We start from the raw sequence: 15,239 nt of genomic DNA, 5'->3' as shown, positions 1-15,239 counted from the left end.
GGAGCGGACCATGCGGGTTCGTTCATTGACCATTCGACTGGCGATTCCGCTGCTCGCCATCGGTTTGATCACTGGCGGTTGCGCCGCTGACGATACCGACGCACCAGCGGGTTCCACTGCCGCACTCGGTACCACGAACGACATCAATCCGAAGGATGTCAGCGAATTGCGCGACGGCGGCAATCTGCGCCTCGCGCTCAGCGCCTTACCGCAGAACTGGAATGCGCTGCACAACGACGGAAACGACGCCGACACCGGCTCGCTGCTACGGCCGATGCTGCCGCGCGCCTTCAAAACCGATGCCGCAGCCGCGCTTTCAGTGAACACCGACTACTTCACCGACGTACAGTTGACCAACACCGAGCCCCAGCAGGTCACCTACACGATCAACCCGAAAGCCGTTTGGTCCGACGGCAGTCCGATCACCTGGGAAGACATTCGATCCCAGGCCAATGCCCTCAGTGGCGCCGACAAGTCCTTCCTGATCGCCATCAACAATGGATTCGACCGGGTGGAGAAGGTCGAACGCGGCGTCGATGACCGGCAGGCCGTCATCACCTTCAAACGGCACTATGCCGACTGGCGTGGGCAATTCGCGGGGAACTCGTTCCTGTACCCCAAGTCGGTCACGGCGACACCTGAAGCGTTCAACAAGAGCCAGCTGCAAGACATCACCTTGACGGCGGGCCCGTTCCTCGTCCAGTCGGTCGACCGGGCGCAGGGACGGGTTGTCCTGGGCCACAACCCCAAGTGGTGGGGTGACAAGCCGAAGCTCGATACCCTCACCTTCAGCGTCCTCGACAACGCCGCGCGCCTGCCCGCGCTGCAGAACAACGAGATCGACGCGGTCGGCCTGGCCAGTAGGGACGAGCTCAAGTCCGCGCGTAATACGCCCGGCATTGCTATCCGGCGTGCGCCAGGAAACAGCTGGTCGCACTTCACCTTCAACGGCGCGCCGGGTTCTGTGCTCGCCGATGCCGGTGTGCGCGTTGCCATCTCGAAGGCCATCGATCGCCAAGCCATCGCCACCGCGATCCAGAATGGTCTGGTCGAGGACCCGAAGCCACTGAACAACCACGTCTACCTGCAGGGACAGGAGGGCTACCGGGACAACAGCCTCGGCTTCGACCCGGCCGCGGCAGCCAGCGAACTGGACGCACTCGGCTGGAAACTCAACGGTGACGTCCGGGAGAAGGACGGCCGGAAACTGGAAATCCGCGACGTCATGTACAACCAGGACGTCTGGGTGCAGATGGCCCAGATCATTCAGCAGAATCTCGCGCAGATCGGCGTCAAGCTGAACATCGAAACCAAGCCGGGTGCCGGGTTTTTCACCGACGAGATCCAGCCGGGCAACTTCGATGTCGGCCAGTGGACCTGGGTGGGTGACCCGTTCCCACTCGGCAGCCTCTACCAGATCTACGGCTACAACCCCGACGACCTGCAGGGCAACTACGGCCGCGTCGGCTCTCCTGAACTCAACGCGCTGATCGAGCAGACGATCTCGGAACTCGACCCGAAGAAGGCCATCGAGCTGGCCAATCAGGTCGACCGTAAGGTCTTCGAGTTGGGGCATTCGCTGCCGCTCATGCAGTCGCCGGGCAATGTCGCGGTTCGCGACAACCTGGCGAATTTCGGTGCGGCTGGGCTGGCGTCCTACGACTACACCAAAATCGGTTTCGTGAAGTAGGCGTTGCCGATTGTCCACTGCAAGGAAGGTCCCGAATGAGGATTCGCCATTTAGGCGTGCGGTTTGCGATTCCGTGCGTCGCCGTCGGGCTGATCATGTCCGGTTGCGCGGACAACGGCGGCGTGACGCCGGGTACGAGCACTATCGGCACCACGAACGACATCAACCCGAAGGATCCGAGTGAACTGCGCGACGGCGGCAATCTACGTCTGGCGCTGACCTCATTCCCCGAGACCTTCAACTACCTGCACGTCGACGGCGGTCTAGAGGATGTGTCGGCTGTTGCCGCGCCGACCATGCCCTCGCCGTTCGTCAGTGACGCCGCAGGCGAACTCACCGTCGACCACAACTACTTCACCGACGTGAAGCTGACGAGCACCAGCCCGCAACAGGTCACCTACACGATCAACCCGAAGGCCGTGTGGTCCGATGGTTCGCCGATCACCTGGGAGGATCTGCGCTCGCAGGCGGCCGCGCAAAGCGGCCGAGACAACCGCTATCTCGTGTCTTCCACCAGCGGTTTCGAACGCGTCGAAAAGGTCGAACGTGGAGTCGACGATCGGCAGGCGATCGTCACATTCAACAAGCCCTATGCCGAATGGAAAGGCCAATTCGGCTACCTGTACCCGAAGGAAACCACGGCAACTCCTGAGGCATTCAACGATCGCGACCGGAACGGCCTGGCGGTCAGTGCAGGACCGTTCGTGATCACCGAGATCGACCGCGGCCAAAACCGGATCATCCTGAGCCGCAACCCTAAATGGTGGGGTCCGACCCCGAAGCTGGAGTCGATCACCTTCAGCGTGCTCGACAGCACGGCACGGCTGCCCGCGATTCAGAACAACGAGCTCGACTACGCCTACATGTCCGGCATCGAGAACGTCACCGCGGCACGCAACTCGCAGAACGTCGTCATCCGTCGCGCACCTGAGCCGAGTTGGTCGCACCTGACCTTCAACGGTGCACCTGGCGCGCTACTCGAGGACCCCAAGCTGCGCATCGCGATTTCGAAGGCGATCGACCGGCAGGGCCTGGTCAGCGCAGCCCAGAACGGCGTGGTCGACAACCCGAAACCGCTCAACAACCACATCTTCATGGCGGGCCAGAAGGGCTACCAGGACAATTCCGCGCCCATCGCTTACGACCCCGACGAGGCCGCGCGAATGCTGGACGAACTCGGCTGGAAGCTGAACGGTGATGTCCGCGAGAAGGATGGGCGCAAGCTCGAGCTCCGCGATGTGATGTATCAGCAGGACCAGTGGGTGCAGACCGCGCAGATCGTGCAGCAGAATCTCGCGAAGGTCGGGGTGAAGCTGAATATTCAGACGGTGCCCGGTGCCGGGTTGTTCAAGAACGTCATCGATCCGGGCAACTTCGACATCGCCCAGTTCAGCTGGGGCGGTAGCGTTCTCCCGCTCGGCGCACTGCCCCAGATCTATGCCTACGATCCGAACAACCTGCAGGGCAACAAGGCACGAATCGGTTCGCCAGAGCTGAATGCGCTGATCGAGGAGACCATTTCGGAGCTGGATCCGCAGAAGGCGATCGAGCTGGCCAACAAGTGCGACCAGATGATCTGGGCCGAGGGGTATTCCGTTCCGCTGCAACAAGCGTCGGGAACCTACGCCGTCCGCGAAAACCTCGCCAACTACGGCGCCTTCGGCCTCGCTTCCCCTGACTACACGAAAGTGGGCTTCCTGAAGTGAGTTTCGGATCAGGCCACCCACTGGCCTATCCGAGCAGCGTGACGATCGGCGCCCTGGCGATTTGCCTCGCCTGGGCGCCGTTCGGCGATCTGGACCAGGTGGCGGCGCTGGCGGCGGTGGCGTTGGGGATCATCGGGTATTCGAGCTACCGGATCGCTGTTGCGCTCGGGTTTCTGGCGTTCTGGCCATCTGGATCGGCTCGCACCGTCGGAGTTTCGCGTATCCGCCAGCAGCACCGGCTGCTCAGCCGATCATGGCTGGAGATCAGCGGCACCGGCCGACCACGATGGGTCCCGGTCTATTTCGACCCTGCACTGATGACCATGACCGAAAGCCGCGCCGACCTCACCGATCGAACCATCCGAGTCGCGGGCCGCCGCCTCTACCCCTCCGGCCGTATCCGCACCACGGAACCACCGGGACGACTGATCGATAACCCGTCCCGCCCCGACCCGGACGCCCCCACCCTCACCACCACCGCGTCCCGCTTACGCCGGCGCCTGCTCCTCGACGCCCAATCCACCGTCGCCGCCCCCTTCGCGGCCCTGCTGTGGATCTACATCGACGGCGGCTCCTTCACCACCTTCCTCGCCGCCACCTGCGTCGCCGCCGCCACCGCCCTCTGGCTCTCCGCCATCCGCGGCTCCGACCCGAGCTGAACCACGGTGACGTCGCCGCTAACGGTGGAAGCGAAGCTCCCCACCGACTTTCACCGGCTATGGGGCGCGTTCGCTGTCAGTCAGCTCGGGAGTTCGCTCAGCGCCGGTGCTTTGCCGTTGATCGCGATTCTGGTGCTGGGTGCGTCGGACTTTCGAGTGTCATTGCTCGCGGCGCTCGCGGCCGTGGCCAGTGCGGCCATCGCACTGCCGCTCGGGCCGTTCGTCGAGTTCCATCGCAAGCGGCCGGTGATGATCGGTGCGGACGTGCTGTGCTTCGTGGCGCTGGCGACTGTTCCGGTAGCGATGGCCTTCGGCGTGCTGAGCTACGGCCAGCTGTGCCTCGTTGCTACCGCACAGGTGCTCGGTGCCATGGTCTTCAGCGCGGCCAGCGGGGCACACCTGAAAGCACTGGTCCCGGAGCCGATGCTGACCACCGCGAACAGCAGGTTCGAGACGACGTTCTGGACGGTGTCCGGTCTCGGTGCGCCGGTCGGCGGCATCCTGATCGGTGTGTTCGGGGCGGGGGTCACCGTGTTGATCGATGCGGTCAGTTTCCTGTTGTCCGCGTTGGGCATTCGCACGCTGCGGCAACCCGAGCCGGCACCGCCGGTCGCGCAGGTCGAGCGCCACTGGGTGGCCGATATGCGCGGCGGCTGGTCTTACATCTTTCGGCATCGCACGCTGCCTGCGTTGTTCTGGAACGCCATGCTGTTCGGCGGTGCGATCAGGCTGTTCGGGCCGCTGCTGGCGATTCTGATGCTGCGCGAGTTACAGCTCACGCCGTGGCAGTACGGGCTGGCACTCGGCATTCCCAGCTTCGGCGGCATCGTCGGATCGTTGCTCACCGGGCGGCTGGTCGCCCGCTTCGGCGAACGCGCCGTTCTGCTCGGCTTCGGAGTGTTGCGCACCTGGTGGATGGGTTTCCTCCTGTTCGCCGGGCCGGGGGTCGCCGGGCTGGTGGTCATTGTCGTGGCAGAGACCACGCTGCTGTTCTGTGCCGGTGTGTTCAATCCGGTCTTCACCACGTTCCGTATGCGGCCGACGGACGACGCGTGCATGTCGCGGGTAGGCCTCGCCTGGTCCATCAGTGCTCGCTGCTGTCAGCCGATCTTCATCGCGCTTGGCGGCGCCTTGGCCGCCGTGACCAGCGTTCGCTTCGCCCTCGGCTGCGCGGCCGTCGCCCTGCTGACCAGCTCCCTGCTCCTGCCGTGGCGGACTGGGTCCGAGCTCCGGCGATAGATCTCCGCTCGGCGGACTGGCGCGACGAAGTGTGGGTGGGCGCTTCGTAGTGTCCCGCTCAGTACGTGAATTGGTCTGACCACTTGACCTCCTGACCTATAGGGCGCAGAGTGGGGGTATGGCTTTGCAACCTGTGGTCAAGCGGTCGGTGTCGGGGGATGTTTTCGAGCAGATCGCGGCGGATGTGCTGAGTGGGGAGTTGGTGCCGGGGGCGACGTTGCCGAGTGAGCGGCAGTTGGCGGAGGCGCTGGGGGTGTCGCGGCCTGCGGTGCGGGAGGCGTTGCAGCGGCTGGCGGCGGCGGGGTTGGTTGCGGTGCGGCAGGGGGATGCGACGACGGTGCTGGATTATCGGCGGGGGGCTGGGCTGGAGGTTTTGCCGCGGCTACTGGTGCAGGCCGGGGAGTTGGATCCGAAGGTGGCGCGCAGCATCTTGGAGGCGCGGCTGCACAACGGGCCGAAGGTGGCCGAGCTCGCGGCCGGGCGACTGGGCGTGACGGATGCCGAGACAGTGGGCGCCCTGCTGGCGGGCGCCGTGGAAGCGCTTGCCGCGGAACAGGATCCGGTGGCCCAGCAACGGCATGCGATGGAGTTCTGGGATCACGTGGTGGACGCGGCCGACTCGATCGTGTTCCGGCTGATGTTCAACATGTTGCGCGCCGCATATGAACCAGCGCTCGCGGCGCTGGCCCCGATCATGTCCGCCGAGGTGGGCAATGTCGAAGCCTACCGCGAACTGGTCGCCGCCATTGTGGCGGGCCGGGCACAAGAGGCCGCCGATATCGCACGAGCCCTGCTCGAGCCGGCGACCACCGCACTGATCGACGTCCTCGACGGACGCTTCAACTAGGAAACAACATGACGAAACCCCAAGCTTCCGAGCAGAATTCAGTCGAGGCGAAGGCGCGGGCCCGAGTACGCAACGATGAGCGATCCTTGCGTCGCGGGCTCACGCTCGACGCCGCGTTTCGCGAGTTTCTGCGCCATCCCTCGCCATGGCTCATCGGGGTAACGCTGATCGCGGCCGTTGTCGGCCGAATCCTGGTGGGCGACTGGCACTCCACCGATCTCCTGGTGCCTGCAGTGATGCTCGCGGTGTTCCCGATCTTCGAATGGATCGTGCACGTCACCGTATTGCACTGGCGGCCGAGGCAACTCGGACCGATTCCGATCGACAGCGAACTGGCTCGCAAACACCGGGAGCACCATGTCGATCCGCGCGATATCCCGCTGATCTTCATTCCGACCAAGACACTGTCGGCGCTGGTGGTGGTCCTGCTCGCGCTCGCCGTCTTCGCTTTCCCGCGCCTCGGCCTCGGTCTGACCTTCCTGATCACCATCACGGTCCTCGGCCTCGGCTACGAGTGGACGCACTACCTGATCCACACCGACTACAAGCCGAAAGGCGCGCTGTACCGGGCGGTCTGGCGGAATCACCGGCACCATCACTACAAGAACGAGCACTACTGGTTCACCGTGACGACCTCGGGCACCGCCGACCGTCTCTTCGGCACCCACCCCGACCCCGCCACCACCGAAGCCTCCCCCACCGCCCGCAACCTGCACGCAGGCTGATCGCGCGGTCCACCCCGAACAAGCCATCGCCCTGAGGGCGGTGGCTTTTTTTCATGTCCCGGCCGAACACGTCTGTGATCAGGCGCACTTCTTTCACCGCGAAACAGCCTCTTGACTCAGTACCCTAGGGGGGTATGGTAACTAGCAGGAGTACGGCAGAGGCCGTCGCCGGAGAAGGAGAACCACCATGAGCACCGCGATCACCGTGACCGTCACCGGAATGACCTGCGGCGGCTGCGCCACTTCGGTGCGTGACGGGATCGGCCGCGTCTCCGGCGTCGACACCGTCACGATCGACCTGCCCACCGGCCAGGTCACCGTCGAGAGCGCAGCCCCGATCGAGCGCGACACCATCGTCGCGGCCATCGATCAGGCCGGCTACACCGTCGCCGACTGACAACGGAGCATCCGATGAACGCAACCACCAAGTTCGCCGGCTTCGCCCTCGGCCTGGCCGCCGTCTTCGGGATCGCCATCGCCACCGGCGCCGCAATCGGCCCGGAGCCCGCGGCCCCTGAATCACACGCACACGAGGACGCACCTGCGGCACCCGCCGCCCGCGAACCCAACGGCACGATGGCCACCGACCGTGGTTACACGCTGCGGCTCGACACCGCACTCACCGCCGCGGCGCCGAACGTCGCGCTGCGCTTCCGCATCCTGAACCAGGACGGCGCACCGCTCACCCGCTACCAGCGCACCCACGACAAAGACCTGCACTTGATCGTGGTGCGGCGCGACATGACCGCCTTTCAGCATGTACACCCCGTCCTCGGCGGCGACGGAACCTGGAGCGTCCCCCTGGATCTCACCCGCGCGGGTGACTATCGAGTGTTCGCCGACTTCACCCCTGAGGGCGGCGACAACCTGACCCTGGGCACCGACCTGCGGGTGGCGGGCAACTACGACCCACGGCCGCTGCCGGTCGCGGCGACCACCAGCACGGTCGACGGCTACACCGTCACCCTCGACGGCACCGTCACCCCCGGCCAGGCCTCGAAGGTCACGCTATCGGTCAGCCGCAACGGCACGCCGGTCACCGACCTGCAGCCCTACCTGGCGGCCTACGGTCACCTCGTCGCACTGCGCGCCGCCGATCTCGCGTACCTGCACGTGCACCCCGACGGTCACCCCGGCGACGGTGTCACGCCTGCGGGACCGGGCATCACCTTCTACGTCACCGCACCGAGTGCGGGCGACTACCGGCTGTTCCTAGATTTCCAGCACGAAGGGGTGGTCCGCACCGCCGAGTTCACGCTGACCGTCGGCCAGGGCGCCGGGGCGGCGGAGTCCGCGACCCACGACGGGCACGGCAGCACGCCACCGCCCGCTCCGGCACCTGGCGACCCGGAACCGGCACACGGCCACTGATGTCCGGTCGGTGCTTCGCAGACCGCAAGGCACCGGCCGGACAGATATCGACCCAGCACGGCGCGCACCACGGTCGCGACAGCGACGACCGAATCTCCACTACCGTGCCGCACAGAACGGAGCACACGATGACCACCGCGACGCAACCACCCGGCACCGGGCAGGTCGAACTGGTAATCGGCGGCATGACCTGCGCGTCCTGCGCCAATCGCATCGAGAAGAAGTTGAACAAGCTCGACGGCGTCACCGCGACGGTGAACTACGCGACCGAGAAGGCGCGGGTCGATGTCACCGGTGACGTCTCCCCGGCGGAGCTGATCGCCACCGTCGAGCAGGCCGGGTACAGCGCGACGCTGCCGCCGCCGAAGTCCGCGCAGGCCGAAGTCGCTGTCACCGAGCAAGATCCGACGGCCGCACTGCGCACGAGACTGCTGGTCTCGCTGGTGCTGACGGTACCGGTGATCGCGATGGCGATGATCCCCGCACTGCAGTTCACCAACTGGCAGTGGCTTTCGCTGACGCTGGCCGCGCCGGTGGTGGTGTGGGGTGCGCTGCCGTTCCACCGCGCGGCGCTGACCAACCTGCGCCACGGCACGGCCACCATGGACACGCTGGTGTCGATGGGCACCCTGGCCGCGTTGGGCTGGTCGCTGTACGCGCTGTTCTGGGGTACCGCGGGCACGCCGGGCATGAAGCACCCGTTCGAGTTCACCATCTCCCGGATGGACGGCACCGGCAGCATCTACCTGGAGGCCGCGGCGGGTGTCACCACGTTCATCCTGGCCGGACGCTTCTTCGAGGCGCGGTCCAAGCGGCGCGCCGGTGCGGCGCTGCGGGCCCTGCTGGAACTCGGCGCGAAGGAGGTCTCGGTGCTGCGCGACGGCACCGAGCAGCGGATGCCGGTGGAGCAGTTGGCCGTCGGCGACCGGTTCGTCGTGCGGCCCGGTGAGAAGATCGCCACCGACGGCGTGGTGACCGAGGGCTCCTCCGCGGTCGACGCCTCGATGCTGACCGGCGAGTCGGTGCCGGTCGAGGTCGGTCCGGACGACACCGTGGTCGGTGCCACCGTCAATGTCGGTGGCCGGATCGTGGTGCGCGCCAGCCGGATCGGCTCGGATACCCAGCTGGCCCAGATGGCGCAGCTGGTCGAGGACGCGCAGACCGGCAAGGCCCAGGCGCAGCGGCTGGCCGACAAGATCTCCGGCATCTTCGTGCCGATCGTGATCGCGCTGTCGGTCGCGACACTCGGCTTCTGGCTCGGCACCGGCGGTTCCGTCGCCGCGGCCTTCACCGCCGCGGTCGCGGTGCTGATCATCGCCTGCCCCTGCGCCCTCGGGCTGGCCACGCCGACCGCGCTGATGGTCGGGACCGGTCGCGGTGCGCAACTGGGCATCCTGATCAAGGGCCCGGAAGTGCTGGAATCGACCAGGCGGGTGGACACCGTCGTGCTGGACAAGACCGGCACCGTCACCACCGGCAAGATGACGCTGCTGGATGTCGTCGCGGCCGACGGCGAAGACACCGCCGAGGTGCTCGCATTGGCTGGGGCACTGGAGGATTCGTCCGAGCACCCGATCGCCCAGGCGATCGCCAAGGGCGCCAGGGAGCAGACCGGTGCGCTGCGCGCGGTCGAGGGCTTCGCGAATATCGAGGGCCTCGGGGTGCAGGGCGTGGTCGACGGGCACGCCGTGATCGTCGGACGGGCCCGCCTGCTCGCCGACTGGGCACAGCACCTGGACGCGGAACTGGAGCGGACCATGCAGGCCGCCGAGGCCGAGGGCAAAACCGCGGTGGCGATCGGCTGGGACGGTAAGGCGCGCGGCGTGCTCGTGGTCGCCGATGCCGTGAAACCGACCTCCGCCGAGGCGATTTCGCAGCTGCGTGCGCTCGGGCTCACGCCGATCATGTTGACCGGCGACAACACGGCCGCCGCCGAGGCGATCGCCGCGCAGGTGGGCATCGATCAGGTGATCGCGGAGGTGCTGCCGCAGGACAAGGTCGCCACCGTCAAGCGGTTGCAAGCCGAAGGCAAGGTCGTGGCGATGGTGGGTGACGGGGTCAACGACGCCGCCGCGCTGGCCCAGGCCGACCTCGGCTTGGCCATGGGCACCGGCACCGATGTCGCCATCGAGGCCAGTGACCTGACCCTCGTCCGTGGCGACCTGCGTGCCGCGGCCGACGCGATTCGCCTGTCCCGCAGGACCTTGGGGACCATCAAGGGCAACCTGTTCTGGGCCTTCGCCTACAACGTGGCTGCGATACCGCTGGCCATGGCCGGGCTGCTGAACCCGATGCTCGCGGGCGCCGCCATGGCGTTCTCCTCGGTCTTCGTCGTCAGCAACAGCCTGCGACTGCGCACCTTCCGCTCGACCGCGCAGTAGTAATCGTCGCGAATCCGACGGGGCGGCACCCACACGGTGCCGCCCCGCCGGCCTGCTCATTCTGCTGTTTCGACTGCTATGGCGGCGCTACCCGGTGGCCCGCGCCGCGTCGGCGCTACTGGTCGCCTGTTCGATGCCGCTACGCCAGAGTCATCCGGCCGGGGGTGACATCCCGCGCTTCGAGGAATGCTGCGGCATGATCGGTGACCCAGTCGGCGTAGGTGCGTGGCGGCCGGCCCAGGACCCGGCTGATGTCGTCGGTGAGCACGGCGTTGCCGCCCGCGCGGACATACGCCTGCCCGGCGAGGGCACCCTCGATGAACTCCGCGGACATGCCCAGGGCGCGCATGTGTGCACGGGCCGCCTCGTTCGGCACGTCGAGCACCGGTACCGGGCTACCGAGCACCTCGGCGAGAGTGGCGGCCTGGTCCGTGCTGGTCAGGAGTTCCGGGCCGGTGAGGGTGTAGATCTTGCCCGCGTGGTCGGCGGAGAGCAGGGCCTCGACCGCGGCTGCGGAGACATCGCGTGGGTCGACCACCCCTTGCTGTCCGGTACCGGTCATGCTGGGTACCGGCTGGCCGTTGCGGATCGCGTCGGCCCAGCTCAGCGTGTTCGAGGCAAAGGAGCTCGGGCGCAGGATGATCCATTCGACGCCACTCTCGCGGGCCGCTTGTTCGCCGGGCAGGTGCCAGGTGCCGACCCGGCCGAGAGCGGTATCGCCGGTGCCGATGGCGGACAGTTTCACGATGCGGCGGACGCCGGCGTCGCGGGCGGTGGCGATCAGGGCGCGGTCGGCGTCGACGTATTCCGGGCCGAGGACGCCGACGATGAACGCCGCATCGACGCCTTGTGCGGCCGCCGCCATCGAGCTGGGGTCGAGGTAGTCGCCGCGGACCACCTCGACGCCTGCGGGCAGCTGCGCCTGCGCCGGTGCCCGCGTGACGGCGCGGACCTGCTCGCCGCGCGCCACCAATTGCCGGACGATCTCGCTGCCGATGGTGCCCGTGGCACCGGTGATCAGAATCATGAGCGCAACGCTGCCGTCCGAGCCGCCGCGTTCGCTAGGAAATTTCGGCACAGTTACCCGACCTGATCAGTGCTTACAGTGGGTCGGGTGACCACCATGCTGCGCACGGCGCCCGTCGTGACCACGGACCTCGTCGAAGCGACGGTCCCCGTGCCGGAATCATTGCGGCCCTGGTTCACCGAGCTCGGTCGCATTCCGATGGTGCACGACCTGCCCGAGCTGTTCACCCACCTGCCGCAGACCGCGACCACGCTCGTGCTGCGCACCGAGGAGTTCGGTCCGCGGGAGATGCTGGTCATCGGCCCGCAGACCAAAGCGTTCTACACCGAGCAGATCAAGCCCGCGGGGTGCGTCCGGCTTCGACTGGCGCCCGGTGCGGCGCGGCCACTGCTGGGTGTTCCGGCGGCTGCACTCACCAACCGGGTGGTTCGCCTCGCCGATCTGCCCGGTGCCGCAGCGGATCTCGCCGATCGGCTGGCCGAATTGGCGCCGGACGAGATCGTTTCGTTCCTGGAAGAGGCCCTGCCGCAACGTATCTCCGAGAACGCATCGCTGCGTACCCAACGCGACGTGCTCCGTGCGGCCGTGGTGGCGCTGTCGACGGACCCCACCGGACGCTCGGTGCAAGCATTGGCCGACGAACTCGCGGTCAGTGAACGCCAACTCCGCAACCTGTTCACCGCCGGAATCGGCCTGTCCCCCAAGCACTTCGCGCGCATCGACCGGGTGCGCCGCGTGTTGGCCCAAGCCGGGAACGCGCGGTGGCGTAGTACCAGCACGCCATGGGCCAGGACGCCCCTCGCGCAGCTGGCCGCCGACAACGGCTACTTCGACCAATCCCACATGACCGCCGACTTCCGCACCCTGATGGGCGTCCCGCCGACCTCGTTCCTCCGCGGCGCCCTCCCCACCCCGACCCCCTGCCGACCACTCGACCGCATCTAGCTCGGCGAATGACAGGCCATGGCTAGCGATGCGGGCGTTGGGATTTGGCTCGGCGGCGGGCCAGTTCTTCCTGTTCCAGGACGGCGGCTTCGGCGAGCGTGGGTGCGGTGCCGCCGAGGCGGGCGGGGACCCAGCGGGCGCCGGGTTCCATAGGGTAGTCCCGCTGGGCCTGGTCGAGGAGGTCACTCATGCGGGTGCGCAGAGTGGCGGTGAGAGTTTCGGGTGGTGCTGCGGGTGGGATGGGTTCGCCGATGCGGATGTTGATCGGAAACCGGTGCCGGCCGAGCTGTTTCGGGATGTCCTTGGTCCAGACGCGGTGGGCACCCCAGATGACCAAGGGGAGGATCGGGACGTCGGCCTCGAGCGCCATCCGGGCCGCACCGGACTTGAATTCCTTCAGTTCGAAACTGCGGCTGATGGTGGCTTCCGGATAGACCACGACGAGTTCACCGTCGCGCAGCGCCTGTACCGCGCGGCTATAGGATTCGGCGCCCGCCGTGCGGTCCACCCCGATCGCCTTGCAGTGCTTCATCAGAAAGCCGACGATGCCGTGCTCGAGCTCGGCCTTCATCATGTACCGGACGTTGCGGCCCGACTTGCGGCCGACCAGGCCGACCTCCATGAAGTCCAGGTACGCGGTGTGGTTCACGGCGAGCACCGCGCCACCGGTGCGCGGGATCCGATCCTGGCCGGCGATATCGAACCGCAGCCCCTGCACCGCGAAAATGGTGCGGACCAAGCCGGTGAGAATGTCGTAAACCGGTTCCCGCGCCATCCGAATTCTCCGCTACTACGTGGCCGTCTTCCGCGCGGCCTTTTCCGCGGCCTCAGCGGCATCGAGCGCGTCGGCCTCTTCCAGCGTAGGAGCGCTGCCGCCGAGCCGGGCGGGTACCCAGTACGCGCCGGGCTCGTGGGTGTAGTCCTTTTGCAGGTCGAGCAGCATCTCCTGCATGGTCGAGCGCAGCTTCGCGGTCAGCTCGGCGGCCGGCTCGAACGGCGGGATCGGCTCGCCGACCGCGATGGAGATCGGAGTGTTGGTGCGGCCGAGCCGCTTCGGGAAACCCTTGGTCCACACCCGCTGTGCGCCCCAGATGACGATCGGGATGATCGGCACGTCGGCCTCGATCGCCATGCGCGCGGCGCCGGACTTGAATTCCTTGATCTCGAAGCTGCGGCTGATGGTCGCCTCGGGATACACCCCGACGAGCTCACCGCGCCGCAGGTACTCGACCGCGGCCTTGTACGAGTCCGCGCCTGCGCCACGGTCGACCGGAATGTGCTTGAGCGCACGCATGATCGGGCCGGAGATCTTGTCGTCGAAGACCTCTTTCTTGGCCATGAACCGGATGTAGCGCTTGGGGGTGCGCACCGGTAGACCCGCATAGGTGAAGTCCATATACCCGGTGTGGTTGACCGCGAGCACGGCACCACCCCGCGCGGGGATATGTTCATCGCCCTTGACGGTGAACTTCAGGCCTTCGACGAAGAAGACGGTACGGGCTAGGCCGATGATCGTCCGGTAGACGGGTTCCACAATTCCGCTAGCGTAGTCGCTGACTGTCTCATCCGGCAGTGGGCCGCTGCTTTATCGGTCACACCGGGCCTGGGACGGCTCGCTCGACCGACGCACGCTGTAGAGAAGAGGATCGTCGAAGTGGAAACCGCCCGTCCGAATTCATCTGGACGCGACCGGAAAACGACGCGCCGAACCGGACAGCAGCTCGGCAGGACCGCCCCGGATCCGGGAGCCGCTCGACTGCTCGGCGCGCAGCACCGCTCGTCGTCGCTTGCACGGCGAGTAGTCGTCGGCGGCTTGGCGGTCGCCGGCGCCCTCGTCCTCGCGGGCTGTGACTCGGTCTCGGGCATCCCCGGCGACGAGCCTGCGCCCGCCGCGGTCACCACCCCGCCCGCCGCGGTGCCGACCATCCACGCCACCTCGGCGGCGCCCGCACCGTCGGCCGCCGCACCCTCGACCGGCGCCGTCGCAGAATTGCCTGCCGCCGTGCAGCGTTGGGCGGACGACCTGAAGACCAGCACCATCGCGCAACTCCAGGCGAAATGCTGGACCATCGCGCCGAAGAACGTGTCCGACATGTACGGCGACGAGCAGCCCATCCTGGCCGCCCTAGCCCAGCCGGGCACCGCCACCAAGGACGCCGTCACCTGGAAGACCCGCACCACCACGGTCGCCGTCGAACGTGCCGCCCTCGACACCGGTTATGCCTGCCCCCGGGTCGCCTCGGCGGGCGCGGACATCGAGTACAACGACGCCGATGCCAGGCACACCGTGCGCCGCTACCTGGCCAGAATCGTCGGCACGCCGCTCGACGCCGCGGACAAAGACGGCACCTACCCGCTGGTCTGCAAGGCTTCCCCGGCGACCTGGGACCCCACCGGTACCGGCAGGCCCAGCGCCGCGCCGCTCGCCAACAACCCCGGCAAGCTGACCGGCGTCACCAAATTCGCTGATCAGGAGATCAGCTCCGAGACCCTGCGCGGGGACTACCTCGCGGTCGAGGTCCCGGTCACCAACTCCGCAGGCGTGACCAAGACCCGCACCTTCACCCTGGTCGCCGGCGCACAGGGTTACTGCATCGGCGACGTTTCCCCCTAGCCGGCGGGTGCTCGTACCGCACCGCGAGCGCCGGC

The 15,239-nt window shown here is 67.1% G+C and carries 14 protein-coding genes; 11 read left to right on the top strand and 3 right to left on the bottom strand.

What is annotated here, in order from left to right:
* Positions 1 to 10 precede the first annotated feature (10 nt).
* The 9 genes from DMB37_RS21530 to DMB37_RS21490 all read left to right on the top strand — a co-directional run bounded on the left by DMB37_RS21530 (position 11) and on the right by DMB37_RS21490 (position 10,618).
* The gene (locus tag DMB37_RS21530) at positions 11 to 1,690 is read left to right on the top strand and encodes an ABC transporter family substrate-binding protein (RefSeq protein WP_135234252.1); all 1,680 of its coding nucleotides are present in this window, start codon (positions 11 to 13) and stop codon (positions 1,688 to 1,690) included.
* Between the two features lie 35 nt (positions 1,691 to 1,725).
* Positions 1,726 to 3,396, top strand: a complete 1,671-nt coding sequence (locus tag DMB37_RS21525; RefSeq protein WP_135234251.1) for an ABC transporter family substrate-binding protein — start codon at positions 1,726 to 1,728, stop codon at positions 3,394 to 3,396.
* Positions 3,393 to 4,055: a hypothetical protein gene (locus DMB37_RS21520; protein ID WP_240771604.1), complete on the top strand. Its 663-nt coding sequence runs from the start codon at positions 3,393 to 3,395 to the stop codon at positions 4,053 to 4,055. The genes DMB37_RS21525 and DMB37_RS21520 overlap by 4 nt, the downstream gene beginning before the upstream one ends.
* A 6-nt stretch (positions 4,056 to 4,061) precedes the next feature.
* Complete coding sequence (locus tag DMB37_RS21515) at positions 4,062 to 5,294, top strand: MFS transporter (protein WP_135234250.1); 1,233 nt, start codon at positions 4,062 to 4,064, stop codon at positions 5,292 to 5,294.
* Between the two features lie 118 nt (positions 5,295 to 5,412).
* The gene (locus tag DMB37_RS21510; protein WP_135234249.1) at positions 5,413 to 6,141 is read left to right on the top strand and encodes a FadR/GntR family transcriptional regulator; all 729 of its coding nucleotides are present in this window, start codon (positions 5,413 to 5,415) and stop codon (positions 6,139 to 6,141) included.
* Positions 6,142 to 6,149: 8 nt separating this feature from the next.
* A complete protein-coding gene (locus DMB37_RS21505; RefSeq protein WP_135234248.1) occupies positions 6,150 to 6,866 on the top strand; it encodes a sterol desaturase family protein in 717 nt (238 codons plus the stop codon).
* A gap of 187 nt (positions 6,867 to 7,053) precedes the next feature.
* Entirely contained in the window at positions 7,054 to 7,263 is a 210-nt protein-coding gene (locus tag DMB37_RS21500) for a heavy-metal-associated domain-containing protein (RefSeq protein ID WP_107653590.1), read from the top strand.
* 14 nt (positions 7,264 to 7,277) lie between these two features.
* On the top strand, positions 7,278 to 8,237 hold the full coding sequence (locus tag DMB37_RS21495; protein ID WP_135234247.1) for a hypothetical protein: 960 nt from the start codon (positions 7,278 to 7,280) through the stop codon (positions 8,235 to 8,237).
* Between the two features lie 128 nt (positions 8,238 to 8,365).
* Entirely contained in the window at positions 8,366 to 10,618 is a 2,253-nt protein-coding gene (locus DMB37_RS21490; RefSeq protein WP_135234246.1) for a cation-translocating P-type ATPase, read from the top strand.
* A gap of 139 nt (positions 10,619 to 10,757) precedes the next feature.
* Here the strand turns inward: DMB37_RS21490 and DMB37_RS21485 are convergent, their stop codons facing one another.
* A complete protein-coding gene (locus DMB37_RS21485; protein ID WP_135234245.1) occupies positions 10,758 to 11,645 on the bottom strand; it encodes an NAD(P)H-binding protein in 888 nt (295 codons plus the stop codon).
* Positions 11,646 to 11,741: 96 nt separating this feature from the next.
* Here DMB37_RS21485 and DMB37_RS21480 point away from each other — a divergent pair, with 96 nt between their 5' ends.
* Positions 11,742 to 12,590, top strand: a complete 849-nt coding sequence (locus tag DMB37_RS21480) for a helix-turn-helix domain-containing protein (protein WP_135237733.1) — start codon at positions 11,742 to 11,744, stop codon at positions 12,588 to 12,590.
* Positions 12,591 to 12,612: 22 nt separating this feature from the next.
* On the opposite strand, the gene DMB37_RS21475 is transcribed toward DMB37_RS21480, so the two are convergent.
* Entirely contained in the window at positions 12,613 to 13,365 is a 753-nt protein-coding gene (locus DMB37_RS21475) for a 1-acyl-sn-glycerol-3-phosphate acyltransferase (protein ID WP_135234244.1), read from the bottom strand.
* Between the two features lie 15 nt (positions 13,366 to 13,380).
* On the bottom strand, positions 13,381 to 14,124 hold the full coding sequence (locus DMB37_RS21470) for a 1-acyl-sn-glycerol-3-phosphate acyltransferase (protein ID WP_135234243.1): 744 nt from the start codon (positions 14,122 to 14,124) through the stop codon (positions 13,381 to 13,383).
* A 120-nt stretch (positions 14,125 to 14,244) separates the two neighbouring features.
* On the opposite strand from DMB37_RS21470, the gene DMB37_RS21465 reads away from it, so the two are divergent.
* Complete coding sequence (locus tag DMB37_RS21465) at positions 14,245 to 15,204, top strand: hypothetical protein (protein WP_240771603.1); 960 nt, start codon at positions 14,245 to 14,247, stop codon at positions 15,202 to 15,204.
* Positions 15,205 to 15,239: the final 35 nt, after the last annotated feature.

The organism is Nocardia sp. CS682 (assembly GCF_004634405.1).
GTDB lineage: Bacteria > Actinomycetota > Actinomycetes > Mycobacteriales > Mycobacteriaceae > Nocardia > Nocardia ninae.
Note: the sequence above shows the minus strand (reverse complement) of the source record. Positions and strands in the feature narration are given on the sequence as shown.

Excerpts from the sequence above, each read along its gene's own strand:
- DMB37_RS21530 (WP_135234252.1), top strand. The coding sequence starts at position 11 with ATGCGGGTTCGTTCATTGACCATTCGACTGGCGATTCCGCTGCTCGCC.
- DMB37_RS21525 (WP_135234251.1), top strand. The coding sequence starts at position 1,726 with ATGAGGATTCGCCATTTAGGCGTGCGGTTTGCGATTCCGTGCGTCGCC.
- DMB37_RS21510 (WP_135234249.1), top strand. The coding sequence starts at position 5,413 with ATGGCTTTGCAACCTGTGGTCAAGCGGTCGGTGTCGGGGGATGTTTTC.
- DMB37_RS21505 (WP_135234248.1), top strand. The coding sequence starts at position 6,150 with ATGACGAAACCCCAAGCTTCCGAGCAGAATTCAGTCGAGGCGAAGGCG.
- DMB37_RS21500 (WP_107653590.1), top strand. The coding sequence starts at position 7,054 with ATGAGCACCGCGATCACCGTGACCGTCACCGGAATGACCTGCGGCGGC.
- DMB37_RS21495 (WP_135234247.1), top strand. The coding sequence starts at position 7,278 with ATGAACGCAACCACCAAGTTCGCCGGCTTCGCCCTCGGCCTGGCCGCC.
- DMB37_RS21490 (WP_135234246.1), top strand. The coding sequence starts at position 8,366 with ATGACCACCGCGACGCAACCACCCGGCACCGGGCAGGTCGAACTGGTA.
- DMB37_RS21485 (WP_135234245.1), bottom strand. The coding sequence starts at position 11,645 with ATGATTCTGATCACCGGTGCCACGGGCACCATCGGCAGCGAGATCGTC.
- DMB37_RS21480 (WP_135237733.1), top strand. The coding sequence starts at position 11,742 with ATGCTGCGCACGGCGCCCGTCGTGACCACGGACCTCGTCGAAGCGACG.
- DMB37_RS21475 (WP_135234244.1), bottom strand. The coding sequence starts at position 13,365 with ATGGCGCGGGAACCGGTTTACGACATTCTCACCGGCTTGGTCCGCACC.